The organism is Ciceribacter sp. T2.26MG-112.2, from assembly GCF_900492205.1.
Classification (GTDB): domain Bacteria; phylum Pseudomonadota; class Alphaproteobacteria; order Rhizobiales; family Rhizobiaceae; genus Allorhizobium; species Allorhizobium naphthalenivorans_A.
This window is the reverse complement of the sequence record NZ_UEYQ01000007.1, coordinates 35,845-61,472: the sequence shown is the minus strand read 5'-3', so window position 1 is coordinate 61,472 and position 25,628 is coordinate 35,845. Positions and strand designations below refer to the sequence as shown.

Below are 25,628 nucleotides of genomic sequence, written 5' to 3'. Positions count from 1 at the left end.
AATCGCCGGGAGGAACCATATTGAGCTGAGCGGATCTGACGTCCCCTCACGCTAGAAGCGTACCCGCACGGCCGCCTTGGCGCCGCCGGATTGGTCGCCGTTACCTTCCATGCCATAGAGCAGGGTCAGGTCGAGATCCCAGTTGAACTCTGTGCCAATTTCGATTCCGGCGGTCACGTTGCCAAACAGACCCTCGCCGTCCACGCCAGCGAAGCCGGTATTGATGCCCAGTTTCGGCGTTATGGTGGTCCCGCCATCGAGCGTGTAGCGTCTCGAAAGGACGGCGCCCGTGCTCACGCGTATCTGCTCTTCGGTGAAACCATCCATGTCGACGGTGGAGCCGGTGCCATTGGCCACGCGGTAATCTTCGACCGTTTCGGACAGGTAGACGGCCCTCAGGCTAGGGACCAGGAGTGTATCGTCATCGAGCTGCCACTGTCCCTTCAATTCCACATCCCCCAGGAGCCGCCGGGTGTCGAAGCTGCCGTCGAAGAAGGTCGTGTCGATATCGTTCCACGAACCGCCGTAGAGCAGGCTCGTGTCGAGGAACAGGTTGTCACCGAGCGCGATCGAAGCATAGGGGCCAGCCAGCCAGCCGTTGCCGACAAGCTTCGCGTCGCCGTCCGTCGGGTCGGTCATGCGATCGAAGTGCATGGAGAAGCCGATCAGCGCCCGCTCGCCGATCATGTAGTCGGCGCCTGCCGAGAGCATTGCGAAGGTGCCCCACTGATCGCCATCCTCCTCGCTTCGGTGCATCATCAGCGAACCGTCGATCCAGAAGTTGAAGGACAGCGGAACGACTGCCCCGCGGTGACCCTCTGCCGCCTGCCTCGCCGCGTCGATCTGGGCAAGGCTGGTCGAAAAGCCATAGGTCATGGCTTCGTTTGAAGGAGAGATCCGGGTCGTGATCGGTTCCTGGGCCGTCGACATTGCGCGGCGCTCCGACAAGCCCGGTATCTTGATGGAGGAGGAGAGCAAGCTCTGGCGCGTGCCGACGAAATCGCGGACCAGCCCGTCTATCTCGCTTCGCACGGCCTCTTCGTCATGGCTGAGACTGAACGTCACCGTGGCGACGTTGGACGTTCCGAGGCCGCTTTTGAGCACATAACCAATGGCAACCGAACCGGAGAAGCCGGTGGTCGGTGTGAACTTGAGATAGTAGCCAATGGGTGTCACGCTGCCAAGCGCTGCGACCTCGCCCTGGATGATCTCGGCCTTGCCGGCATTTTGTGGCGAAACGCTGAGGACCGAGGCGCCGGTGAAGGGGCCGCCGGTCGCGCCGCGATTGAGGTAGACGAGCGGCGGCGCGCTTCCCGGCGGAACGATGACGGTCTGGTCGCCAGCCGTCACGTCACGTGCCGTGACGTTCAAATCATAGTTCGCCTCTCCGGTCTGCCCGACGCTGTCTCGCGCGGCGATCGTGAAACTGTAGCGCTTGGCTTCTGCACTGGCCGCAAGCGGTCCACTGAGAGCGCCGGTGGAGACGTTGAGGATCATCCCGTCCGGAAGTGTGCCGCTCTTGAGGCTGTAGACAATCCCGCCAGTGCCGCCGGTGGCCAGAACCGCTGCGCTGTAGGCTTCACCGGCCATTGCTTCCGGCAATGAAGACCCGGAGGGCGGGGTGAATGCAAGTACGGCCGGGGCCGGTGCGATCGTCAGGGCATAGCTTGCCGATCCGGTGGCGCCATAAATGTCCGTGGCTGCAATGGTGAAGTTGAAGCTGCCGCTTGAACTTGGGGTTCCCGAGAGGACACCGGTCGAGCTGTCAAGGCCAAGGCCGGCCGGCAGCGTGCCGCTTGTCACAGCATAGGAATATGGGCCGGTGCCGGAGGTCGCCCCAATGGTCAGATTGTAGGCATCGCCAACCCTCCCCGCTGCAAGCGGGCCGGAGCCGGGCGTCAGGTCGAGCACGGGGGCGGTGACGGTCACGCTGACAGCCGCTGCTGCGGAGGTGCCGGTGACATTGGTCGCGGTGTAGGTGAAGCTGTCGGAGCCTGAGTAACCCGAAGCCGGCGTGTAGGTGATCGATGTGCCGGAGGCCACCGCTGTGCCATGCGTGGGGGCAGAGGCGATCGCAACGCTCGTCGCCGCACCACCGGAGAGCATGAGAGCGATAGGGTTGCCCGAGGAATTGTAGGGAACCGAGGCCGTCACCGGATTTGCGATCGGTGCAGCCGGATTGACGGTGATGCTGATCGTGGCGGGTGCGGATGTCCCGGTAATGTTGGTAGCCGTATAGGTGAAACTGTCAGGGCCTGAATAGCCTGCCGCAGGCGTGTAGGTGATCGAGTTCCCCGAAGCGGCTGCCGACCCATGTGACGGAGCCGATACGACGGCAACGGTGTCCGGTGCGCCTCCGGTGACGTTCAGTGGGATCGGATTGTCGGAAGATCCTGTGGCGACCGTCGAGGAGACCGGATTTGCGACCGGCGCTTCGGGATTGACGGCGAAGGTGTGTGACACCTGGGTGGCGGGCAGATAGCCGGCATTGCCGGCCTGGTCGGCATTGATGGTGCAGGAGCCGGTCGACACGAAAGCCAGGACGCCGCCGCTGGAGATGGTGCAGACAGCTGGCGTGCTGGACGTGAAGATCGGTGTCAGGCCGGAACTGGCGGTCGCCGTCAGGGTCGGTGTCGTGCCGAAGAGCTGGCTTCCCGGGTTGGCGAAGGTGATGGTCTGGCTCGCAGCCGGGGTCACGCTGTTGGACGCTGCAGACGAGGCACTGGTGCCCGCGACATTATCTGCCGTCACCGTGAAGGTATAGGCGACGCCATTGGTCAGGCCGGTGACGATGATGGGAGACGCGGCACCGATCGCGGTGATGCCGCCCGGGTTCGAGGTGACTGTATAGGCGGTGATCGCGTTGCCGCCATTGCTTGGCGGCGCGGTGAAGGCGACACTTGCCTGCGCGTTTCCGGCCGTGGCTGTGCCGATCACCGGCGCACCTGGAACGATCGGATTGACGGTGAATGTGCGTGATACCTGGGTGGCGGGCAGATAGCTGGCATTGCCGGCCTGGTCGGCATTGATGGTGCAGGAACCGGTCGACACGAAGCTCAGGGCGCCGCCGCTGGAGATGGTGCAGACGGCTGGCGTGCTGGACGTGAAGGTCGGCGTCAGGCCGGAGCTGGAAGTCGCCGTCAGGGTCGGTGTCGTGCCGAAGTTCTGGCTGCCCGGATTGCTGAAGGTGATGGTCTGGCTGGAAGCCGGGGTCACGCTGTTGGAGGCCGCAGACGACGAGCCGGTACCGGCGATGTTTGTGGCCGTGACCGTGAACGTATAGGCCGTGCCGTTGGTCAGGCCGGTAAGGGTGACGGGACTTGCCGCGCCGGTTGCGGTGATACCGCCCGGGTTGGACGTCACCGTGTAGCCGGTGATGGCGCTGCCGCCGGTGCTTGTCGGCGCGGTGAAGGCGACGCTTGCCTGCGTGTCTCCGGCCGTGGCCGTGCCGATCACCGGCGCACCTGGAACGATCGGATTGACGGTGAAGGTCCGTGATATCTGGGTGGCGGGCAGATAGCTGGCATTGCCGGCCTGGTCGGCATTGATGGTGCACGAACCCGTGGACACGAAGCTCAGGAGGCCGCCGGGAGTGATGGTGCAGACGGCTGGTGTGCTCGAGGTGAAGGTCGGCGTCAGGCCGGAACTGGCGGTCGCCGCCAGGGTCGGGGTCGTGCCGTAGTTCTGGCTACCCGGGTTGGCGAAGGTGATGGTCTGGCCCGCAGCCGGCGTCACGCTGTTGGAGGCCGCGGACGACGAGCCGGTGCCGGCAATGTTTGTGGCCGTGACCGTGAACGTGTAGGCCGTGCCGTTGGTCAGGCCGGTGACCACGATGGGACTTGCTACATCGGTTGCGGTGATACCGCCCGGGTTGGACGTCACCGTATAGCTGGTGATCGCGTTGCCGCCATCGCTTGGCGGTGCGGTGAAGGCGACACTTGCCTGTGTCTCTCCGGCCGTGGCCGTGCCGATCACCGGCGCACCCGGAACGGTCGGACTGACTGTCATTGCATAGGCGCGGCTGCCGGTATGGCCATTGGCATCGGTTGCGATCGCGACGAAATTGAATGTACCGGCCGCCGTCGGTGTCCCGGAAAGAACCCCTGCGGAGCTCAAGGTCAGACCGCCTGGCAGTGAACCCGCCGTGACCGCAAAGGTGGACGGCGAAGCTCCGCCCGTTGCCGTCAGCGTCTGGCTATAGGCCGCGCCAAAGGTTGCATTGGGAAGGGAACTCGGCCCGACGACAATCGTCGGTGCCGCAATGGTGAGCGAATAGGATCGAGACGCCGTCGCAGAACCCGCATCCGTGACCGACACCGTGAAATTGAAGGTGCCGGACGTCGTGGGAGTGCCGGAAAGGACGCCCGCACTGGAGAGTGTGATGCCCGCAGGAAGCGCGCCGGCCGACACTGAGAACGTGTACGGCGCGGTCCCGCCGCTTGCGGCCAGGTTCACAGGGCCGTAAGCGACCTGGTAGACGGGATTCGAAAGGGTTGACGGCGTGATCTCGATCGGGACGAAGGCGACCGTGTTGTCCGAACTGGTCGACGCTTCGTTCTGGAAGCCGGCAGAGCTGGTGGCGCTCCCGGCGGGAATCGACGCAATGACCGATCCGGCCTGGGTCATGCCGCTGACGGCGACCGTATAGGAACTGCCGGAGCCGCTGACCGATGCGCTGGTGGCGCCCGCCGTGCCCGAAAGCTGGACATCGCTTGCGCCAAAGCCCGTCACGCTCTTGTCAAAGAGCACGTCGAACAGGACCGGAGACCCTGCAGTCGGGTCCGCCTGGGCGGCGGCCTGATTGATGGTGACGGTCGGCTTGGTGTCGACGGGATGATCCGCGCCGGTCGTGGATCCCGCGCTGCAGCCGCTGCCGCCGGCATAGGTGGCACTAACCGCATGGGTTCCGATCGGCAGGGTCGATGTCTGGAACGTGGCGAAGGAGGCCGAGCTGACTGGGGCCGTGGGCGCAAGCGCAAGCGTGGCCGACTGTGAACCGATCGAGATCGTGACATTTCCCGGAGGCGACTGGCCCGCGTTGCAGCCCATCGACGAAACCGTAGCCGTGACGGCGACTGTCTCGCCCGGCAGGGAGGGGCGCGGTGTCGATGAGAGCGAAATGATCACTGGTCCGCCCGTCGCGGCCTTCACGACAATCGTGTTGCTGGTGGTCGAAAAGGTGCCCGCTCCGCCGATCCGGGTGCCCGAGATCTGGACGAAGTCGGAAAACTGCCCGGACATCGCGTCCAGGGCGTCAACCTGATAGGAGCCCGTGCAGGTCAGCGTGTTGGGCGACTGGAGACCGGCGCCCACGCTGGGACAGGAGACGCTCACGCCCTTGATGGCTGTGGTGGCGGCATTGATACCGGTGACGGTGTAGGATCCGGGGTCAAGCACATAGCTGAAATTGATGGTATCGCCAGCCGCGTTGAAGGTTGTCGGATTGGCCGAAATCGTGACGGATTGCGCCATCACGCTGGTCACTGGAACCGCAAGGATGCCGGCAGTGACGACGAGGAACCTGGCCAGCCGGCGGAAGGACCGAAATGCGATATTTGCAGATCCGGTCCTTTCGATCGCGTTACCGGCCATGTTCGCTCTCCCCAAATGCATGAATCCAAACGGATTTCGTCAGGGGCAGCTACGGCCGCGAGGGTTGGCAGGTCAACCGATGGGAGGGACCTTTCTTGGGTATAATTGTTATTGCCGATGCAGGTGTCGCAATATTCACACGGGTGGCCAGGTGAGCACAAAAGCGACGCCACCCGCTGGGATATGATGAGCGGGCACACAATTCCTTGCATCGTTTTGCTAAGCGGTGGCCCGGAAGCAGCGCCACGGGGAGACTTCGGCCTGCTGCCTTCCCATCCGCCTTCTATCGGCTGGGCCATACGGCGATACGAGCCACAACTCGTCACCACCCTGAATCGGTCAGGCCTCACCGATTCGGATTGGTCATCGGGGCCCCGTCTCACGCACGGGCAGTTCTCGCTCCAGGATGTCGAGACAAGAGCCCCTTCTTCTCACCCGCACGGATCGCGCCCGCAACCTGGCGCGCCTCTATGTGCTGTCGGTCGAACTGGCGCTCTTGGCCGGCGCCGCACTGCTTCGCCCGTGGGGACGCATCGGCACGCGCGGCCGTACCCGCGTCGGTCTTTGCCAACGAGGCGAATGCGAGGCCGGCGCTGAAGCGCCTCGCGGCCGCCAGGACCCGTCGTGGCTATCGTGCCGCTGCAACGAGTTGACAGCTGTCAACAGTCTCCGCCAATCGGTCCAAGTGCTCACTCTGACGCTGAAAAGCGTCTCGTCGGCGTGACGGAGCTGTATGCATTCTCGCACGCTTGGGGCGCTCTCGCCATTGAACGGACCTTGGCCGTCGGGTTTCGTTGTGGGGGCCGGAACGCTATAGTCGCAGGGTGTCAACTTCTAGCCTGTGGCGATGTCTGCGATGCGACGAACGAATCTGACGAGCCTGCCGGCGCCATACCTGAAGCGCCTCTGGGTGCGGGAGGATGCCGGTCTGGGCGAGCAATATCCATTCAACCTGCCCTGGCTCGACAAGGATTTTTCCCTCGATTTCTCCACGCCGGTGACGATCATCGTCGGTGAGAACGGGACTGGAAAATCGACCCTGATCGAGGCTCTCGCCGCGTTGTGCGGCTATGACGAGGCGGGGGGCGGCAAGGGCTACAGGCCGGTTGATCATTCCCGGGCGCTCGACCGCAGCGGGGCCCTGCTGGCCGGCGCGCTGCGTGCATCCTGGTTGCCGAAGGTAACGGCGGGCTGGTTCTTTCGCGCGGAATCCTTCTTCTCCGTGGCGCGCTTTCTGGACGAAGCTGCCCGCGAGGCCAATGCCGCGCCGCCCGACTTCCTGTCCTTTAGTCATGGCGAAGGCTTTGTGCGCTTTTTTGCAGAACGCATGGGCAAACAGGGGATCTACTTTCTAGACGAACCGGAAAGCGCGCTTTCTCCGAAGCGTCAACTCGAACTGCTGCGCCTCCTTCATGAGATCCAGGGGTCGGCCAAGGCACAGATCATCATGGCGACGCATTCGCCGATCCTCATGGCGGTCCCCGGTGCGCGGTTGCTGGAGATCAGCCGCGCGGGCATTGCCGATACCGAACTGCGCGATACGCGGCATTTCAAGCTCTACAGAGACTTCACCGAGGATCCGGACGATTTCGTGGACCGTGCCTTGCGTGACGAGATCTGAAGGCTGTTGTCATAAACCTACTTCTCATGAGTTGGGGTCTCCGGCAAAGCCGCGGCCGTTCAAGGGCCTAAGGTGGCCGAGACGATCGACATTGCCGCGGGTGGAGGCGCGGATCGCTTTCTGATGATCGTGACCCTGTAGAGATTACAAACCGGCCGGCCTCCTTCAGGGTGGCCGTGAATCAGCGCCCAGCAGCTTGTCCAGCGGCTTTCCGCCACTCAATGCGGCCAGCTCAACCAGCTCATCTTCGTCGCAGATGCCGCTTTCATGCAAACGGACAATGAGACTTATAGCATTTTCCGCAAGCCGCGGGGTTTCCGCGTAATGGTGGTCTTTCAAGAGCCTCTGGATCGCGTTGCGGACCACAATCGGTTGCTTGCCTATGGGAAACTCGTCATGTGACATTGCCCTCTACCCCGGTGAAACCACGTAAAAAGCGAAGCCATGTTCAAATCAATGAAGTGGTGAAACAATACTACTAATTGGGGGGTGTGACAAATATGTGCCCGACGAGAATACGCGGCGCAAACAAAACTGGACGTCACGTCAAACTGCCCCTTTTTCACATTTTGACCTCCATCAGTTTGCGAACCACAAGGCCGGATTTTGGTGGCGAGCGGCGGCTTGAGTACGCGGACCATGTATACCTTCGCATGACATTGGTCGCAGCAGGACTTTTCCTGCAAATACAGTATGTGGATGTTCTCTCCGTCCAGCTTTCGGATGTCGGCCGGCGATAAGAGGGGATGGTCTTGGATCGAGCGTACCCGGCGCGTATGAACTGGCCGAGCTCGTCGGCATTCGCGAGTGGTGAGCTCTTGTTTTCGATAGAACGTGCGCTGTCGCGATAGCTGATCGCGGACATGGCTATCCACGTGATGCTCCACCGTCAGGGGATCGTCATGAACCTGAAGAAGCTTCGGCGTCTCTACCGGAAGGAGAAGCAGACGGTGCGCAAGCGTGGTGGCAGAAAGCGGGCCTTGGGGACGAGACGTCCTTTGGCTCTGCCGTCGCGTCCCAATGAGCGCTGGAGCTAAGGACTTATATTTGATGGAAATAGTTCCATAAGATATCTTATGCGATTCGTGGATGTAAGCATCTGAAATCTTGAGCTTATTTCTACCTCTTCATCTCTCGGATCTTGTGGTGACTTGACTGCATCGCCTTTGATCTCAAGAGGAAGCTGATGCTCTCCCTCACACGATGGCTCGCACATCGCGAGTAACAAGGCGGCGATGGCGGTCAGATGCCAGGCTTCTCGCAACTTCGGATCCAGCGGGCTTCTACCAGCGCCGGGCGTTCCGTAGCCGGTCCGATGGTGACCTCAACGAGTTCTGGCACTGGTCGGAAGTCGCAAGCGCGATCGCCCGGATTGGACACGACATCGGCATGGCGGGCTTGGCCATGTGCCTTCTCTCGGGCATTGGGAGTGATATCGGACCCGTGCCTGACTGCCCTTCTTGTTCGCTGCGGTCTGAACCGGCGGCCGGTCGGTTCAAGGCCGCTGTCGCGCCGCGGGGCGGCCGACCCAACCCTCTCGGCGCGAGGGCAAGCTCGCGATCTGCTCAGGCCAAGGCCTGCTGGTCCGCAAACCTGCCCTGCTGGCTCAGTCGGATCGGACCTGTGAAGCCGCCCGTCCTTTGCCGGTTCTGGTCGTCCGCACCGAAGGGCAGACCGGCACGGGCCGGAGCCGCTTCGGCAGCCAAGGAAGGAACAGACATGGCCAAGCCCTCTACCCTCAACCGCTCCAGTGTCAGGTCGTCGCAATCGCGCCGCGCCACAACCCTTGAAATGGTCCGCCTCTCCTGTCCCGACGCCACCCAGGCATTCAAGTTCGCCGAAAGCTTCGGCACGGCCGTCGTCGACAGCGATGGCATCCGCAGACTCCACGAACGCCTGATCGTAGAGACCGCCGAAAGCTTCTCTGAAGGCCTCGGCGAAAAGGCGATGCAGATCCATCTGCAGCGAATTGTCGGGGCCTTCGTCGGATCGGCGCATGGCGCCGGACAGTTCTACTCCCGCGCCGTTACCGAAGCGCGCGACGCAACGGCCAAGGCGTCGAACGACGCTCGCGACGAGGATCTCGACGGTCCGGCCGGCTATGACAGCGCCGCGCAGCGAAAGCGCGAATTCGCGGCCGACATGGGTGTCCAATCCCACGCGCTGCGCATGGCAGCCGAGGGCGCAGTCGCCGCCTATGAACAGGTCGTCGGCGAGACCTGGAAGCCCTTCGACCGACCGGTCGAAAATCCGGGCGCATCGCTCGACCGCAAAGCGGCCGAAGCTCAGATGGCCGTTTTCGGATAATACATTGGCGGGGTCGCACCCCGCCTTCATCTGGTTTCCCAAGGCTGGCGCCTGCAGGCGCCGGCCTTTTCTCATGTCGAAAATAAAAGCTGGATGCGCACCTATCGCAGCCCGTCCCGCTCGGCGGTCCTGCAGGAGCCGGGCGCCCATGCAACGGCTTCGCCGTCCTCCACGCTGTTGCGGCCGTTCCGGTGCATGGTCACACCATCGGCCCCTGACTTCAGACCTCCGTGACGGGCCGCGATAGGCGCGGTCCCTGAAAAGGAGAAGAAGTCATGGCAAAGAAATCGGACGACCGTGCAGACATCTACATGCGGATCACCGACCTGATCGTCAAGGATCTCGAACAAGGCGTGCGTCCATGGATGAGACCATGGCGTGCCGGTAACACAGATGGCCGCATTACGCGGCCGGTGCGCTACAACGGACTGCCCTATTCGGGAATGAATGTGCTGCTCCTGTGGTCGGAGCAGATGTCACGGGGTTTCTCCTCCTCGATGTGGATGACCTTCAAGCAGGCTCTCGAACTGGGTGGAGCCGTGCGAAAGGGCGAGACTGGCTCGACGGTCGTCTTCGCCAGCCGTTTCACCAAGTCGGTTGCCGACGGAGAAGGCAATGATGTCGATCGGGAGATACAATTCCTGAAGGCATATTCGGTGTTCAATATCGAGCAGATCGATGGTTTGCCCGACACCTATTATGTGCCGCCGGCCAAGGTACTGGATCCCGTCGAGCGAATTGAAAGCGCCGATCGCTTCTTCTGCAACACTGGCGCGGTCATCCGGCATGGTGGGAACCAGGCCTATTATTCGCCGGTCATGGACTATATCCAGATGCCGCCTTTCGAGGCGTTTCGCGATGCTGCCGGGTACGCGGCCGTCCTCAGTCATGAGGCGACGCACTGGACGGCGGCCGAACACCGCGTCGGGCGAGACCTGTCGCGCTATGCAAAGGACAGGACGGAACGCGCGCGCGAAGAGCTCATTGCTGAACTCGGCAGTTGCTTTCTTTGCGCCGATCTCGGAATCGCGCCGGAGCTCGAGCCGCGACCAGATCATGCATCCTACCTGCAGTCGTGGCTTTCAGTGCTGGCCAATGACAAGCGGGCCATCTTCCAGGCTGCGGCTCATGCGCAGCGCGCCGCGAGCTTCCTGCATTCCTTGCAGCCGGACGCGGATGTGAAGGCTGCGGCCTGATGCTCAAGCGCGGTCGGCACCACCGGTGGCGGCCGCGTGATTCGTATCACGCTGGTCTCCATCCTGCTGATCTTGGAGACCCTGTGCGATGTCAGCGTCAAGCCTTCCCCAGATCGACGGTTTCGCAGCGTCGGGCCTTGGTTTCCGAGATGGTTTGCGTTCGACGATGAATGGCTTGGTCTGCTGGCGCATTGTTTCTCCAGGCTGCGATTCGAGCGTGCAACGATATAGCATGTGACATTGTGGGCAAGACGGCCAATGCGCGCGCGGGGCCGTCTTCCCCGATCGAAGCGTGGAGCGACGACGGCACAGGTCGGGGATGGCGCAGGATGCCATCGTGCCCAGGGCAAATGCGGCGGAACGCCATTGCCATATCCTTTCACGTCGGAGTTTCCGGCAACCTATCTGCGGGCTCGATGAGGCATGTCTGACCGGAGACCGGCTGCGCCTCGATCGTTTTCCCGCAACGACAAGGCGCAGATTTCTTACCCCGGAAGGCTGCGCCCTCCTCCTCGCCCACTAACAAATCTGCGACTTGCCGCCCTCCAATTCATTGCGGCCTTATCAGGTGCGGTCCGATCGTTACCGGTCTTGCGACAGCCATCGAGGCCGCGATGGGCGCGGCCCGAAACATGGAAAAGGAATACGACAATGGCAACCATCGGCACCTTCACCTCCACCGAAAACGGCTTCGCCGGCTCCATTCGCACTCTCGCCCTCAACGTCAAGGCGCGCATCGTCCGGGTCGAGAACCCCTCGGACAAGGGCCCGCAGTTCCGCGTCTATGCCGGAAGCGTTGAGCTCGGCGCGGCCTGGCAGAAGACTTCCGAGCAGGGGCGCGACTACCTCTCGGTCAAGCTCGATGATCCGAGCTTCCCGGCGCCTATCTACGCGACGCTTGCCGAAGTCGAAGGCGAGGACGCCCTCCAGCTCATATGGTCCCGCCAAAACCGGGACTGATGGGAGCACGAGGCTCCGCCAACAGCGGGGCCTCCTTCCACCAAATCCAGCAAATACATCATTGCTGTAAATGCTGGAATTGGAGGTGTCCTTCCGGTACAAGGAAGCTACCGAACCTGAAGGAGTGAAAAAATGGCCAGCCGAAACGGATCCTACACGACAAGCGATCTTTCCCGGAAATCTGGCGATATCATTGCCGAGGCCCTACGGCATCCCGTCACGATCACACAGCGCAGCAAGCCGCGTCTCGTCATTCTGAATATTGATGATTACCAGCGGCTGATGAAGGGCGCCGATGCGCGGGCAGTGGGAACAGTCGACACTATGTCCGATGCCTTGTTTTCGGATATCGAGCGAGCCGTAGATCAGTATGCAGAAGACGACGAGGTCGGGCGATGAGTGTCTACGACGACATCCAGACCGCGGCAGTCATTCGCTACCCATACCTTCGAAATAGGGAGGCGGGTAAAGGCGAAACAGAGGGCCGAAAATGAGCGGCCCGTTGCAGTCGGGGTTCGGATCGAGCATGCCGATGGCGATCTGGTGCTATTCTTTCCGATCACCACGAAACAGCCGGAGCGGGGGCGGTTCGCGTTTGAAATCCCCACAATCGAAAAGCGCCGTGCTGGGCTTGATGCAGATCGTCAGCTCTGGCTGATCATGGATGAATTCAACAGCGACCGGATAGGCCACTCGTTCTACATCGAACCGGAGCCGCCGATCGGTCGGTTCAGCAAAGCCTTTTTTCTGCCGATCCTGCGAGAATTCATCGCGCGTCGCAAATCGTTCTCGGAGGTAAGCCGCCGTCGCTGAAGCTTGAGACCTCTACCCTCTCCAGCCCCTGAAACCCCTCGAGCGTATCGGGGGAGTGCTGCAATACGGTGAGCGGAAGGCTGCTCAAAATAAGCAATCTTGCCAAGCGAGCATGGCAGCCTCAAGGATGAGCGGTGCCCCCAATTTGCTCCGCCTGCCCTGAAGGGTAGCCTCCGCAAACCGGCTCCCCCCACTCCCCGGCTCGGCCGGTCGCTCGCGCGCTCCCTGGCCCTGCCATACCTTCTTGGAGCCGATGGTCATCTTTCACAAGCGTCAAGGAGACGAAGATGACCTACGAACTCGAAACCCAGATCGAAGAACTGCGGGCCGAGCTGCGCAACGCTGTCGACGGTGCCGAGCGTCGTCAGATCCAGGCTGAACTCGAAGTCGCCGAGGAAGAACTGGCCATCGCCACTACCGAGATGCATGGCCTTGCAGAAGCCGAGCCGCCTTTCTGAGGTGGCCGGCGTTGACCGCGATCGTTGTGACGAAGCTGCTGCAGAGTTCCTGTTAATGTCATTTCATCGACATCAGGAATGATACGGATCGTGCGTCATACGCAACTTGATGCCGGCTGCGTTTTCTCCGCTTGCCGCTCCTTGAGCACCAAAACTTAGCTTCCCTCAGGTTATCCGCTGCGCTTCTGTCGTTGGCGCCTCCCCCCTTGCGCAAGCGCAACGGGTCCCGTCGGTGCAGCCCTTCTTCTCCATACGCTTTTTCCCCGCGACGAAACGCAATCGACATGAGAAACCACATGCAACAGCTTGCCAGCTTCATCAAAGCAATCGGCTGTCGCCTGCGCACCCGACCAAGGTGATCTGCCACTTCTTCCGCAAAGGGCAAGTTCGGACTGAAGATCGCGATCAAGCTCCCGTTCTTCGTTGCGGTTGGGGGTACTTTCGAGACGGATTGGAACCTAGGGCGTTAACCGTCGTAGCCGCCCAGTTCGCCAGGCCGATATCCCGGCTTCAGCACCACGGCTCTCTTCGGCCGCTCCAGGTTCTGGCGAGACCTTCCGACACCAGAATATCGCCCAGGCTCCGACTATCTCTTACCAGCACGCGAAGTTTGCGACCATAACGGTCGGCATCTCGCCCCGGCCATGCTTTTAGTTCGAACGGACCATCGTTGATCAGCTCAAGCATTCTGTCCGTGGCGCGCTTGCCTAGAACCAGCTCCGACGAACACTTCGGTTCGCTCACTTCGGGCGTGTCGATATCGGCTATCCGGATCTTCTCGCCGTCCAACCAGATTGTGTCGCCGTCAACGACACATGCCGCGCGCGAGCCCGTGGCGCACTTTTGGAACGGCACGCTTATCTTTGATCTGGTGTCGCCCGCATAGGCCTGATTGCTAATGGAAGCGTAGAAGGCCAGCGGAACTGCGAGCATCGCGCCCAGGAACAACCTGCCGATGCTCCGCATTGGCCAATGACCAACATCTTCAAATCTGCTTTCCATGCCAGACCCTCGTACCATGGCCCCATCTATCAGATATAGGTGCGCGATTGCCGAACGACCGCGGAGTACCCGCGACGCTTCTTCTGCCGGAGGAGGTTCAGGAAAAGGACAACAGCCTCTTGCTCGGTTTCAAATTGGTGGCTCATCGTCTGCCCCTTCGATCCAATCCTTCCCCAACACCGCGTGAGGCAGGGCTGTCCAAACAGGTTGGGTTCGATAGTCATCGCATAAAAGCGAGCCATGTTTTTCGCGAGGTCTGTCCTCTCGATGTATAGGTGGTAGGGCTGAGTAATCATGCCTGCATGTTCGTCTCCTTGCGATTCCCGGTCCAACGAGAATTTTGAATCGCTGGGGTACAATCGATTCATTTCCGTGATGTGGTGATGCTGCCGAGTTCGGGTGGTCCGCCTTCGGCGCACGGCTCTATTCGCCGTGCGAACGAAGACCGCGCGCGGTCTTCGCTCATTCGGGTCACCATCCTCCCGCAGGTTCTGGTCGGGTAGCCTAGCGCCTCCATAGTCGGTCGTAAACGTCGTCATCGCTTAGCCCTGAGAGCGGACATGGCTCCATGGCGGCGTCACGTCGCAGAAGCGCCAGAAGGGGACATTGAAGCCGCAGCCGCTTCTGCTAGCATGCCTTCAATACCATCGTCTGTCCGTGGCGTAGGCCGTTGAGCAGTCGAATGGATCACGCATTTGAGGAGTGGACGCATTTGCCGGCGAATTCGTTTCGGGTGGCCCTCGCCCAGGTTCTATTAGATGCAGATATCAATGCAGTCATAGACAGCGCGTCTGACGCGGGAGCAGACGTTATCGTATTTCCTGAGATGTTCTCGAACGGATACAGCAAATTCGATCCGCAAGACGCCACCGGGCGTGCTGCTTGGCTAGATGGCGCCGTAGATTTGCATGGACCATTTATTGGAAAGTTCCGTGCCGCCGCGCGGAGGACAGAGATTGCGGTTGTTGCAACCTTCCTAGAGAAGGCGGAGCCTAAGCCTTTCAATTCCGCCGTTCTGATTGACGGAAACGGTGACATCGTACTCCATCAAAGAAAGCGCCACATCTGCTTTTTTGATGTGCCAGAAGAGGCCTGCGCGCCTGGCGAAAGCTCTTTAGTTCTTCGACTTAATACCCGCAGTGGGCAGGTTTCTGTCGGGATCATGGTGTGCATGGATCGCGAGTTTCCAGACGTTGCATCCGATCTGGTTCGTTCTGGGGTCGAAATTATCCTGGTGCCGAACAGCAGTCCTCTTGTTGATGATGTCGAGGTTGGTGACATTCGCGTTGCCGGGGTCCGTGCAACAGCGTTCCAATCAGTGACCGGAATCGCAGTTGCAAACTATCCCGAACCTAAAGACGACGGACATTCTTTTGCCGTGGGTGCTTCGGGGCAGATGCTCGCAATGGGAGGAAGGCAAGAGGGCATTATCTACGCGGACTTCGACCTCGAACAGCTAAGGGCCGCTCAGGAAAAGGAGTGGTTTCGTCGCGTCCGGTGACCGCTTAGGGCCGAGACGCGGCCGCCGCTCAGCGCCAAAACCAGCCGTTAATATTTCTCTATGAAGGTTCTCATTGCCATACGCTGGCGATTATGTTGGAGGGGATTCGTGATGATCAAGGAATCACTTAGACGACGCCTCGCTGAGCTGAGCCCTGTCTTGATGGCAACGGCAATTCTTCTGGGAATGATCCCCCAAAACTTGAGGCTTTCCGGAATCCAGGGATTTCATATCGGACTGACGTTCTTCTTCATTAATTTAGCGGTTTGCGCTTTGGGGCTCGCCTCGCGAAAACTCCGTCCATTCTGGCTGTCTTGGGCGGTGGCATCAATTGCGTTTTTCATCCTGTTCGGAATGGCAACGCCGGTGGGAATGGTTCTGATCTTGCCGATTTTTATCTCACATTGGTTCTGATGCGATCTTCCATGACCGGTTTGGGCCGACAGCGGAAGTCGCAACATTGTGCCAAGCACAGAGTTACGGCGTCGTCTTACCCAGTTGAAACCTTCCCTGTTGGACGCAGCCTTTCATATCTTTTCGCCGAAACCAAATAGTCCGCCCGCATCTGAGTGGCGCGTTGCCTGCCGTAAAGACGATCTGCTCGTCCACCCGCATGCGCAGAACTTCGTGAGGCTGAATAAGTGGCCGCGGGGCCAACTGCTTCGACCGCGTCCGCGACGAGCCGCGTGACTGGAAGCTGCGACTGACCTGATCGATTTCGACCGTCGTCATGCCGCAGCGGCGAGAGATGTACTCAGCGGTTTCCGGATCGTTGATAGCGGCGAAACTGATCCAGCTCGCGCTCTCGAACCACTTGCTGGAAGCGTCGCGCCCGCCATAGGCTTCGCGCAGTTGGCCGATCGACTGATAGATCATCGTCAGAGTGATACCATACTTACGGCCGGCGTCCCGTGCGGTCTCTAGAATCCTCATATAGCCGAGCCGGGCAATCTCATCGAGCAGGAACAGGGCGCGACCTTCCATGGCGCCATCGCGATTGTAGATCGCGTTCAGAAATGCGCCGATTACGACGCGCGCCAATCCGCTGTGGGTCTCCAGAGTCTTGAGATCGATGTTTATGAACACGTCGGTTTTGCCCGACGCAATGTCTTCGGTGCGGAATGTCGATCCCGAAACAAGCGCTGCGTAGTTCTGGTACGAAAGCCAGTGCGTCTCCTTGATCGCATTGGCATAGACGCCCGAGAAAGTTTCCGGCGTCATGTTGACGAATGCGGCGACGTTCTCTTTCACGAAGTCCGATCCCGAGTTGTCGTAAATGTCCTGCAGACGCTGTCGCAGCTTCGGCTCGGGTTCGGACAAATTCTCGCGGACCTGGCGGAGCGTCTGCTTCTCCTTCGGCGTGTGGCCGGACAGGCAGACATCAGCAATGATCGCCGTCAAGAGCTGCAAGCCGGAGGCGCGGAAGAAGTCGTCTCGGACACCGCTCGCGCGACCGCTGTCGCTCATGATCCATGATGCGACCGAGGCGATGTCCTCCTCCTTCGTGCCGCCATACTGACCGACCCAGTCAAGCGCGTTGAAGCCGGTTGTTGGTTTGCGCGGATCCAGGACCCTGACCCGCCGGCCCGCCGCTTCACGATGGTTCGAAACCATGGGCGCGACCTCGTTCGAGGGATCGAGCACGATGAGCGTCCCACCCCATTTCAGCGCTGTCGGGATCGTCACCGAGGTCGTCTTGAAACCACCCGATCCAGCAAACACAATGCCGTGCGAGGAGCCGAACGAGCCGTCGAAGCAGAGAAGCGGGGATTTGCCGCCGGCGCCCCAAGTTGCCTCAGTATCGGCACGGAACGAAACGCCGGCCACACTGTCGAGATCGACGCGATACCGCTCGCCGACCACAATACCGCCAGTAGCCGGGAACAGCTTGCCCGCTTCAGCAAGTTTCATCCAATCTGCCTCGCCATGTAGGGCACGTTTGCCGATGATCCGCTTGGGTGCGGCGCGTGGGAAGGCGGCGTTGCCGACCATCATCACGCGCACTGCAAAGCAGCCGGAAATCAGTGCCGCGGCCGCCCCGATCATGGTCGATGGATCCAAATGGGATAGCGCGGATCTTCCCACCTGCTCTTGGGAGGAAAGCGCAGCAAGACGCACACCCTCTCTTGCACAAGCCGTCAGCATGACCGTGGCGTTTCCGATCACAGCGCCAAAGCCTGCGGCGCGGATGCTCGGCGATCCCGCCGTCGCGAACAGAAAAATGAGGCCGAGAGCCGCAGCCGTGACATAGGGGATGGCAATACCAGCTCGACCCAAAGTGAGCTGCGCTGCTTCCGTCTTCCCAAAACCGGCAAGCCAAGTCTCGGTGCCGGTCATGGCGAAAACGGCAACACACATCATGGCCACGGGCAGAATAACGAGTACGACCCTATTCGCTTTCATTGCCGAACGCCTCCGCCCCGATTCCTGTCAACCTTGCGCGCTCGCCGTCCTCGGACTTCAGCCGCTGCCGCAGTTCGATGAGGGCGCCCAGCAGGAGCGCACGCTTCTCGAAGCGAAGGCCCGCTTTCACGATCAGGCCGCCAAGCTCGATCTTGTCACGCGTGTCCTTCTTCCGGGCGGCGGAAGTTGTGTTCCGGCTCATACGCTCAAGCCTCGCGAGCGCTGCCCGAAGCCGCGCCAGACACGAACGTCTCGGACGGCCCCCTGCCCGTGCTGCTTTCGCCTGCCCCTTTCCGTCCGCTCGTGCCGGGCTTGCCTCCACGAAAGTGTTTCGCCAGTTCCTCGAACGCTGTGTGAAGCTCCGTCTCCTCGATTTCGATTTCGCCAAGGCCTGCCCGAAGAGCGATACGACCTATGCGCTCTGCCTCCCGCGTCTCCGCTTGCTTGAGCTGTTCCTGGAGCTTGGCAATTTCTTCGCGGATCTTGGAGGATGGCTTCTTCATCTCTGGATTGTCCCTGTTGCTGCATGTTGTAATTCACGCAGCCAGAGTCGTTCAGATCGGCGTGCCGATCTACTAACAGAATTGCGAGTAGGCGGAGCCTACGCTTTTGAGCATCATCCCGACCGTTCGCAAGGACGGATCCGAAGGGCGCAATTATACGTCGCTGATGCGACGCTCTGCTTCCAAGCCCTGGCGGGGCCTTCCGATCCTGACGGACACATTGATTTTGTTCGATCGCAGGAGCGTTTTCAGTCATGGCCGTCCCGCATTTCTCGGTCAGTATCGTTGCACGCGGCTCCGGCAGAAGCGCCGTGCTGTCGGCGGCGTATCGGCACTGCGCCAAAATGGACTTCGAGCGGGAAGACCGGACGATCGATTACACCCGCAAGCAGGGTCTGCTGCATGAGGAGTTTGTCGTTCCCGCCGATGCCCCGGAATGGCTGCAATTCATGATTGCTGACCGGTCTGTGTCTGGTGCGTCGGAAACGTTCTGGAACAGGGTCGAGGATTTTGAGAAGCGGTCGGATGCACAGCTTGCCAAGGACGTAACAATCGCTCTTCCAATAGAGCTGTCGGCGGCGCAGAATATTGAGCTCGTCCGTGATTTTGTAGCCAAGCACATCACTGCCCAAGGCATGGTGGCTGACTGGGTCTTTCATGATGCGCCGGGCAATCCCCACATCCATCTGATGACCACATTGAGGCCGTTGACCGAGGACGGCTTCGGCTCGAAGAAGGTGGCGGTCACTGGGCCTGACGGCAACGTGTTGCGCAACGATAGTGGCAAGATCGTCTATGCGCTTTGGGCCGGCGGGCTCGATGACTTCAATGCGTTCCGCGACGGCTGGTTCGCCTGCCAGAATCGGTATCTCGCGCTTGCCGGCCTCGATATCAGAACTGATGGTCGCTCCTTCGAGAAGCAGGGCATCGAGCTGGCGCCGATGATCCATCTGGGTGTTGGCGCAAAGGCGATCGAGCGCAAAGCGGAGGGAAAAGGAGAGCCTGCTGCTTTGGAACGCCTGGAATTACAGGAAGAGCACCGTGCCGAGAACGCGCGGCGTATCCAGCGTAATCCAGGCCTTGTCCTCGACCTGATCACGCGCGAGAAGAGTGTCTTCGACAGCCAAGATGTCGCAAAGATCCTCCATCGTTATGTCGATGATGCCGGCCTCTTCCAGAACCTGATGGCCCGCATCCTGCAGAGCCCGGAAACCTTGCGGCTCGACCGGGAGAGGATCGACTTTGCCACGGGCGTGCGCTCGTCCACAAAGTACACCACGCGCGAATTGATCCGGCTTGAAGCGGAGATGGCCAACGGGGCGATCTGGCTTTCGCAGCGCACCTCGCATGGCATTCGCAATGCCGTGATCGAGAAGACGTTTGCCCGGCACGAGCGTCTGTCGGACGAGCAGCGAGCGGCGATCGAGCATGTTGTCGATGACGCGCGGATCGCTGCCGTGGTCGGCCGTGCTGGTGCTGGCAAGACAACGATGATGAAGGCGGCGCGCGAGGCCTGGGAATCAGCGGGCTATCGCGTGGTCGGTGGCGCGCTGTCCGGCAAGGCGGCCGAAGGTTTGGAGAAGGAAGCGGGTATCTCTTCCCGCACCCTCTCGTCTTGGGAACTGAGTTGGAGCAAGGGACGAGGTCAACTCGACGAAAAGACAATTTTCGTGCTCGACGAGGCCGGCATGGTGCCGTCACGGCAGATGGCCCTGTTCGTCGAAACCGTCACCAGGTCAGGCGCCAAGCTCGTTCTGGTTGGTGATCCGGAGCAGTTGCAGCCGATCGAGGCGGGTGCTGCCTTCCGCGCTATCGCCGATCGTATCGGGTACGCCGAGCTCGAAACCATCTATCGCCAGCGCGAACAATGGATGCGCGACGCATCGCTTGATCTCGCCCGGGGTAATGTCGGCAAAGCGGTCGCCGCCTATCAGTCCAATGGCAGGATGGTCGGCGTAGAACTGAAGGCTGATGCCGTCAACAATCTGATTGCCGACTGGAACCGTGACTACGATCCGAGCCAGTCGACTTTGATCCTTGCGCATCTGCGTCGCGATGTCCGCATGCTCAACGATCTGGCACGGGCCACGCTTATCGAGCGTGGCATCATCGAGCATGGTTCACCCTTCAAGACGAACGATGGTGTCAGACGCTTCGCAGCCGGTGAGCAGATCGTCTTCCTGAAGAATGAGGTCTCCCTGGGCGTCAAGAATGGCATGCTGGGCAAGGTGGTGGAAGCTTCACCCGGGCGGCTTGTTGCAGAGATCGGCGAGGGTGAGCACCGCGTCCAAGTCTCGGTCGAACAGCGATTCTACAACAATATCGACTATGGCTATGCGACGACCGTCCACAAGAGCCAGGGTGCGACGGTCGACCGGGTCAAGGTGCTTGCATCGCTCTCGCTCGATCGCCACCTGGCCTATGTCGCGATGACCCGTCACCGCGAGGATCTCGGCGTCTATTATGGCAGCCGATCCTTCGCGAAGGCTGGCGGCCTGGTCGAAATCCTTTCGCGCAAGAATTCAAAGGAAACGACGCTCGATTTTGCCGGCGGCAGCATCTACGGCCATGCCCTCCGCTTTGCCGAAGCGCGCGGGCTTCACATCGTCAACGTCGCCAGGACCGTCGCGCGTGACCGTCTCGAATGGACGGTTCGGCAGAAACAGAAGCTTGTCGAGCTCACCGGCCGGCTCGCAGCCATCGGCGCCAAGCTCGGTCTTTTAACGGCGGCTGCCAAGCCTATTCCCCCTGTAGCAAGGGAGGCCAAGCCCATGGTCGCCGGTATTACCACTTATCCCAAGTCGATCGATCAGGCAGTTGAGGAAAAGCTCTCCGCCGACCCGGCGCTCAAGAAGCAATGGGAAGAAGTCTCGATGCGCTTTACCCGAGTCTATGCGCAGCCCGAAGCAGCGTTCAAGGCAGCGAATGTCGATGCGATGCTGAGTGATCAGGCGGCCGCGGCGAAGACGATTTCAAGGATCGCTACGGAGCCCGAGGCCTTCGGCGCGCTCAAGGGCAGAACCGGCAGCTTCGCGAGCCGGGCCGATAAATCGGACCGGGATCGGGCGCTCAGGAATGTAACGCCGCTTGCCGACAGCATCAGCGACTATCTGCGTCTGCGCGGAGACGCCGAACGCCGAAATCACGCCGAGGAGCTGGCGGTGCGCAGACAGGTCGCGCTCGAGATACCTGCCCTCTCCGCTAACGCCAAAACCGTGCTCGAACGCGTTCGAGACGCCATCGATCGGAACGATCTGCCGGCAGGTCTGGACTACGCGCTGGCGGACAGACAGGTGAAGGCGGAACTCGAAGGTTTCACCAAGGCTGTCACCGAGCGCTTCGGCGAAAGAACCTTTCTCCCACTCGCCGCCAAGGACGCCAATGGGGAGGCCTTCCAGAGGGTCACGTCAGGCATGAACGCGACGCAGAAAAGCGAGGTGCACCAGGCTTGGAACACCATGCGGACGGTGCAGCAACTGTCTGCGCATGAGCGCAGTGTGACGGCTCTCAAGCAGGCTGAGACACTGCGGCAGACGAGATCCCAAGGGCTGACCCTGAAATGAAAATGCGCCATCGGACAAGAATGCTCCGGCGCCTCAACCGTCTTGTCTGGCTCTACCGGATCAGCAGCGTCAGCCTGTTCACACTTGGCATTATCGTACTGCTTGGCGGCGCAGGATTCAGGATCAATCTCACGCCAAGCGAGCCGCTAGGTCTGTGGCGGATCATCGAGCCGGACCGCCCGATATTGGTCGGCGATCTGGTCTTTATCTGCCCACCGAATTCCGATGCGATGCGTGAGGCCCGCGCACGTGGATATCTGCGCTTCGGGCTCTGCGCTGGACGCGTTGCACCACTGATCAAGACCGTTGTGGCGACGTCCGGACAACTCATTGAAATCGGTGAGAATGTGCGTGTCGATGGTCAGCCGCTCCCTCGCTCGCGCGTTGCTCGGATGGACGGCCAAGGTCGCGAGATGGCGCCTCATGACGGTGGTGTCGTTCCACCTGAAACGGTCTTTCTACATTCCCAGTTTCCGTGGTCGTTCGATAGCCGATATTTTGGCCCTCTTCCGATGGATGGGATACTCGGATTGGCGCAGGAGGTTTGGATCTATGCGCCGTGAGCTAATCCGGACGGTCGTGCTGGTCGCACTATCAGCGATCACCGGATGGATCGGCTGGAGCGGTCATGTGCTCCTGATTCCGATAGCTGTCGCCTATCCGCTGCTTTGGTCCCTGGCGCGGACGCGCCTGCAGGCGACGGCGGTCTCCGCTGCCTACTTCCTTGCCGCTTCGCGTGGACTGCCCCAGGGTGTGGCGAACTTCTATTCATCGGATATCTGGCCGGGTCTTCTGCTATGGCTGGTCGCTTCCTCTGCATTCGTGACGGTCCATTCAGTGCTCTGGACAAACCACGGGGGATGGCAAAGGCCGCTACGCTACCTGGCTGCTTGCCTTGCCATGGCCGTCCCACCCTTCGGTATTTTGGGATGGGCGCATCCCGTCACCGCCGCGGGTGTTCTTTTTCCTGGCTGGGGATGGTGGGGACTTGCAGCGACGGCAGCCGGCCTGGTCGTCATGACGACGCATTACAGGCCGGCTGCTGTGATGGCCATGACAGGCCTATGGCTCTGGTCCGCCGCTGAGTGGACATTGCCAATTCTACCTGCGTCGTGGATCGGTGTCGATCTCAAAATGGGCGCATCCCTCGGACGCGAAGCAGGCCTCGAGCGGCAACAGGCACTGATCGAAATTGCTCGCGAGCACCCTCCCGGCACGACGATCGTGCTCCCGGAAAGTGCTCTCGGCTTCTGGACGCCGACGGTGGGCGGCCTTTGGCAGAAGGGCCTCAAAGGGACAGAGGTTACCGTGATCGCCGGCGCGGCTGTGCTCGAAGCCGGCGGCTACGACAACGTGCTCGTTCAGATATCGGCTGAGGGGCAAGAGGTCTTGTACCGGGAGCGGATGCCGGTCCCCGGCTCGATGTGGCAGCCATGGCGAGCTTGGATCGATTATGAAAGCGGCGCTCGGGCACATTTCTTCACCAACCCCGCGGTCAATCTCGGCGATGTGAAGGTCGCGCCGCTGATCTGCTACGAGCAGTTCCTCGTGTGGCCGGTCTTGCAGTCGGCAATCCACCGCCCCGACGCCATCGTCGCAGTCGGAAATGGCTGGTGGACTGCGGGGACGTCGATCATCGACATCCAACAGGCAAGTAGCGTGGCCTGGGCCCGCCTGTTCGATCTGGCTCTCGTCATCTCGTTCAACATTTGAAACATGGAGCTTGCATGCTGGATGCTGCGTTGATCAAGGAATGTGCCGACCCATCGTTGAGGCCGGCCATCGTCGAACAGTTCGTAAAGGCGGTCGGCTCGGATAACCCGTTTGCAATTACGGTAAAGTCCGGCGGCCGTCTGATCCTCGTTGCCAAACCGAAAACGCCTGAGGAAGCGATTGAGATTGTCCGCGAGAGCATTGGTGGTTCTGTCGTGCGGGTCGGTCACACCCAGATCCCGGCGGGTCTCGGCCTGGAGGACGCGTCGGAGCTGAAGGCCGATCTCGTCGACCCCTGCGCCAACCTGCGGATGGGCACAGCGATGTTCGCCAAGATCCTGCGCATCGTTGCGAAATGGTATGGAAATCCGACGAGCGAAGAGGTCTTCCCGCAATTGTTCGATGACGCGGTCCACGCCTGGCAGACCGGCAAGTTCGAGGGCCAGAGTGTGTTTCATGCTCGGGATCCGGGTGGGGTGGTCGAGCAACGGTCAGTGGTGGAGGCAGACGATGGCGACCAAGACAGAAAAGACGCGGCCTCTTTGACGCCTGAGGAGGACCCAGCCAGACCCGACAACGCCGGTATCCGTATTGATCTCACAAGGATCGGAGGCGGAAAGCGATGACACTCAAGATTGGACGTTTCTTAAATTAAAAACGGACGGAATTATGCTTTAAATTGGACGGCCATTGAATTAAGAATGGTCGCATGGCTGAACACTTGAATTCGAAGTCCCTTGTCGATCGTAAAGCGCTGCCTCTCGTTGCGGCGGCTCTCGCCGATACCCGTGTCGTCTTGATATCCGGGCCTCGGCAGGCAGGGAAGACGACGCTCGCGCGCATGTTCTCGGACAGGGATCGACCATACATCACATTGGATGATGCGGGTACCTTGAACGCCGCCAAAGCCGACCCAACAGGGTTCATACGCGGGATCAAGCGGGCGGTTATCGACGAGGTTCAACGAGCCCCCGATCTGATGCTTGCAATCAAGGCAAGCGTGGATGACGATCAGGAACCGGGACGGTTCCTGCTGACGGGCTCCGCCAATCTCGCGACCATTCCGGCTATTGCCGACTCGCTCGCCGGCCGAATGGCAGTCATTCCGCTTCTTCCCTTTGCGCAGGCCGAAATCCGATCAAGTCCGGGCCTCATGCTCGATCGCCTGTTTGCGGGGGAGGAACCAGCCATTAAGGGTGAGGTCGTTCTGGGCAAGGAACTGATGAGCATGGTTCTGGCCGGCGGCTATCCCGAAGCCTTGAGGCGAACCACGTCGGCCCGGCGCGTCTCGTGGCTCGAAGACTATGTCAGTCTGATCCTAGATCGCGACGTGCGCGACATTGCCAACATCGATCAGCTCGATCGTTTGCCGCGCCTCATGAACATCCTCGCGGAACATGCCGGGCAATTGATCAACAATAGCAGCTTCGGTTCGGCGTTGGGATTGTCCGGGGTCACCGCTCAGAAATACATAGCCATCCTGGAGCGGCTATTCCTTATCAAAACCCTGGTGCCATGGTCGAACAACCGGCTCAGCCGGCTTGTCAAAACGCCAAAGCTCCATTTCATCGATACAGGACTTCTGGCGGCCTTGCGCGAAGACGAACTGGCCAGGCTAACCGACGACAAGACCCGATTTGGCGCTCTGCTAGAGAGTTTTGTCGTCTCCGAACTAATGAAACTGGCATCCTGGTCGGAGAGACGCGTATCGTTTTCGCACTATAGAACGAAGGATCTGGATGAGGTCGATGTCGTAATTGAGGATCGGCGTGGGCGGATCATCGGTATTGAAGTGAAGGCGTCTGCAACCGTCAAGACCGATGATTTTCGCGGGTTACGTCAATTGCAGGCAGCCGTCGGCGACCGTTTCGTGCGGGGCCTCGTCCTGCATGATCATGACCGCATTACCCCGTTCGCCGAACGCCTGCAGGCCGCGCCCCTCTCAATCCTGTGGTCGATGTGAAGTGGATTTATCGGGCTTACCAGGTTTTGTCTG

At 60.6% G+C, this 25,628-nt stretch carries 23 protein-coding genes and 2 pseudogenes; 16 read left to right on the top strand and 9 right to left on the bottom strand.

Annotation, left to right across the window (positions count from 1 at the left end; all coding sequences use genetic code 11):
- Positions 1-51: 51 nt before the first annotated feature.
- The gene (locus tag DYZ14_RS12730; protein ID WP_195949940.1) at positions 52-5,592 is read right to left on the bottom strand and encodes a putative Ig domain-containing protein; all 5,541 of its coding nucleotides are present in this window, start codon (positions 5,590-5,592) and stop codon (positions 52-54) included.
- 406 nt (positions 5,593-5,998) lie between these two features.
- Between DYZ14_RS12730 and DYZ14_RS12725 the strand changes: the two genes are divergently transcribed.
- Together DYZ14_RS12725 and DYZ14_RS12720 are read left to right on the top strand one after the other, a co-directional pair.
- Positions 5,999-6,316 (top strand): WGR domain-containing protein, encoded by a 318-nt coding sequence (locus DYZ14_RS12725; RefSeq protein WP_232365530.1) that lies wholly within the window; start codon positions 5,999-6,001, stop codon positions 6,314-6,316.
- Between the two features lie 123 nt (positions 6,317-6,439).
- Complete coding sequence (locus DYZ14_RS12720) at positions 6,440-7,213, top strand: AAA family ATPase (protein WP_154721022.1); 774 nt, start codon at positions 6,440-6,442, stop codon at positions 7,211-7,213.
- A gap of 165 nt (positions 7,214-7,378) precedes the next feature.
- Here DYZ14_RS12720 and DYZ14_RS12715 read toward each other — a convergent pair whose 3' ends face one another.
- Complete coding sequence (locus tag DYZ14_RS12715) at positions 7,379-7,618, bottom strand: hypothetical protein (protein ID WP_154721021.1); 240 nt, start codon at positions 7,616-7,618, stop codon at positions 7,379-7,381.
- 464 nt (positions 7,619-8,082) lie between these two features.
- Between DYZ14_RS12715 and DYZ14_RS24385 the strand changes: the two are divergent.
- Positions 8,083-8,247, top strand: a pseudogene (locus DYZ14_RS24385) (IS3 family transposase); the annotation flags it as partial.
- A 531-nt stretch (positions 8,248-8,778) separates the two neighbouring features.
- On the opposite strand, the gene DYZ14_RS12710 reads toward DYZ14_RS24385, so the two are convergent.
- Complete coding sequence (locus DYZ14_RS12710; RefSeq protein WP_154721020.1) at positions 8,779-8,934, bottom strand: hypothetical protein; 156 nt, start codon at positions 8,932-8,934, stop codon at positions 8,779-8,781.
- Here DYZ14_RS12710 and DYZ14_RS12705 point away from each other — a divergent pair.
- Entirely contained in the window at positions 8,933-9,520 is a 588-nt protein-coding gene (locus DYZ14_RS12705) for a hypothetical protein (protein ID WP_154721019.1), read from the top strand. The two genes, DYZ14_RS12710 and DYZ14_RS12705, sit on opposite strands and share 2 nt — an antisense overlap.
- Before the next feature lie 275 nt (positions 9,521-9,795).
- The gene (locus DYZ14_RS12700) at positions 9,796-10,716 is read left to right on the top strand and encodes an ArdC family protein (RefSeq protein WP_154721018.1); all 921 of its coding nucleotides are present in this window, start codon (positions 9,796-9,798) and stop codon (positions 10,714-10,716) included.
- A 3-nt stretch (positions 10,717-10,719) separates the two neighbouring features.
- Here the strand turns inward: DYZ14_RS12700 and DYZ14_RS12695 are convergent, their stop codons facing one another.
- Positions 10,720-10,908 carry a hypothetical protein gene (locus DYZ14_RS12695; protein WP_154721017.1) on the bottom strand — a complete coding sequence of 63 codons (189 nt, stop codon included), beginning with the start codon at positions 10,906-10,908 and terminating at the stop codon, positions 10,720-10,722.
- 459 nt (positions 10,909-11,367) lie between these two features.
- Here DYZ14_RS12695 and DYZ14_RS12690 point away from each other — a divergent pair, with 459 nt between their 5' ends.
- The 4 genes and pseudogenes from DYZ14_RS12690 (at position 11,368) to DYZ14_RS24120 (ending at position 12,947) form a co-directional block, all read left to right on the top strand.
- A complete protein-coding gene (locus DYZ14_RS12690; protein WP_154721016.1) occupies positions 11,368-11,676 on the top strand; it encodes a DUF736 domain-containing protein in 309 nt (102 codons plus the stop codon).
- 132 nt (positions 11,677-11,808) lie between these two features.
- Positions 11,809-12,075 carry a type II toxin-antitoxin system prevent-host-death family antitoxin gene (locus DYZ14_RS12685; protein ID WP_154721015.1) on the top strand — a complete coding sequence of 89 codons (267 nt, stop codon included), beginning with the start codon at positions 11,809-11,811 and terminating at the stop codon, positions 12,073-12,075.
- Positions 12,072-12,489, top strand: a pseudogene (locus DYZ14_RS12680) (hypothetical protein). The gene DYZ14_RS12685 and the pseudogene DYZ14_RS12680 overlap by 4 nt, the downstream one beginning before the upstream one ends.
- A 287-nt stretch (positions 12,490-12,776) precedes the next feature.
- Positions 12,777-12,947: a hypothetical protein gene (locus DYZ14_RS24120; protein ID WP_195949938.1), complete on the top strand. Its 171-nt coding sequence runs from the start codon at positions 12,777-12,779 to the stop codon at positions 12,945-12,947.
- A gap of 510 nt (positions 12,948-13,457) precedes the next feature.
- Here DYZ14_RS24120 and DYZ14_RS12675 read toward each other — a convergent pair.
- Both DYZ14_RS12675 and DYZ14_RS12670 read right to left on the bottom strand, forming a co-directional pair.
- Entirely contained in the window at positions 13,458-13,949 is a 492-nt protein-coding gene (locus DYZ14_RS12675) for a thermonuclease family protein (protein ID WP_232365528.1), read from the bottom strand.
- A gap of 29 nt (positions 13,950-13,978) precedes the next feature.
- Positions 13,979-14,173, bottom strand: coding sequence for a WGR domain-containing protein (locus DYZ14_RS12670; protein WP_445292460.1), 195 nt, complete (start codon positions 14,171-14,173; stop codon positions 13,979-13,981).
- Positions 14,174-14,631: 458 nt separating this feature from the next.
- On the opposite strand from DYZ14_RS12670, the gene DYZ14_RS12665 reads away from it, so the two are divergent.
- Together DYZ14_RS12665 and DYZ14_RS12660 are read left to right on the top strand one after the other, a co-directional pair.
- Complete coding sequence (locus DYZ14_RS12665; protein ID WP_232365527.1) at positions 14,632-15,450, top strand: carbon-nitrogen hydrolase family protein; 819 nt, start codon at positions 14,632-14,634, stop codon at positions 15,448-15,450.
- 108 nt (positions 15,451-15,558) lie between these two features.
- A complete protein-coding gene (locus DYZ14_RS12660) occupies positions 15,559-15,864 on the top strand; it encodes a hypothetical protein (RefSeq protein WP_154721013.1) in 306 nt (101 codons plus the stop codon).
- 63 nt (positions 15,865-15,927) lie between these two features.
- On the opposite strand, the gene traG is transcribed toward DYZ14_RS12660, so the two are convergent.
- The 3 genes from traG to traC are packed head-to-tail and all read right to left on the bottom strand — an operon-like array spanning position 15,928 to position 18,356.
- On the bottom strand, positions 15,928-17,853 hold the full coding sequence (gene traG / locus DYZ14_RS12655) for a Ti-type conjugative transfer system protein TraG (RefSeq protein WP_154721012.1): 1,926 nt from the start codon (positions 17,851-17,853) through the stop codon (positions 15,928-15,930).
- Complete coding sequence (gene traD, locus DYZ14_RS12650; protein ID WP_154721011.1) at positions 17,840-18,055, bottom strand: type IV conjugative transfer system coupling protein TraD; 216 nt, start codon at positions 18,053-18,055, stop codon at positions 17,840-17,842. The genes traG and traD overlap by 14 nt, the downstream gene beginning before the upstream one ends.
- A gap of 4 nt (positions 18,056-18,059) precedes the next feature.
- Positions 18,060-18,356 carry a conjugal transfer protein TraC gene (gene traC, locus DYZ14_RS12645; protein WP_154721010.1) on the bottom strand — a complete coding sequence of 99 codons (297 nt, stop codon included), beginning with the start codon at positions 18,354-18,356 and terminating at the stop codon, positions 18,060-18,062.
- 254 nt (positions 18,357-18,610) lie between these two features.
- Here traC and traA point away from each other — a divergent pair, with 254 nt between their 5' ends.
- From traA to DYZ14_RS12620, 5 genes are all read left to right on the top strand, one after another.
- Positions 18,611-21,919: a Ti-type conjugative transfer relaxase TraA gene (gene traA / locus DYZ14_RS12640; protein WP_154721009.1), complete on the top strand. Its 3,309-nt coding sequence runs from the start codon at positions 18,611-18,613 to the stop codon at positions 21,917-21,919.
- Positions 21,916-22,482, top strand: coding sequence for a conjugative transfer signal peptidase TraF (traF, locus tag DYZ14_RS12635; protein ID WP_445292428.1), 567 nt, complete (start codon positions 21,916-21,918; stop codon positions 22,480-22,482). The genes traA and traF overlap by 4 nt, the downstream gene beginning before the upstream one ends.
- On the top strand, positions 22,472-23,632 hold the full coding sequence (locus DYZ14_RS12630; RefSeq protein ID WP_154721008.1) for a conjugal transfer protein TraB: 1,161 nt from the start codon (positions 22,472-22,474) through the stop codon (positions 23,630-23,632). The genes traF and DYZ14_RS12630 overlap by 11 nt, the downstream gene beginning before the upstream one ends.
- A gap of 14 nt (positions 23,633-23,646) precedes the next feature.
- Positions 23,647-24,258: a TraH family protein gene (locus tag DYZ14_RS12625; protein ID WP_154721007.1), complete on the top strand. Its 612-nt coding sequence runs from the start codon at positions 23,647-23,649 to the stop codon at positions 24,256-24,258.
- An 83-nt stretch (positions 24,259-24,341) separates the two neighbouring features.
- The gene (locus DYZ14_RS12620; protein WP_154721006.1) at positions 24,342-25,595 is read left to right on the top strand and encodes an ATP-binding protein; all 1,254 of its coding nucleotides are present in this window, start codon (positions 24,342-24,344) and stop codon (positions 25,593-25,595) included.
- The last annotated feature ends 33 nt before the right edge of the window (positions 25,596-25,628 follow it).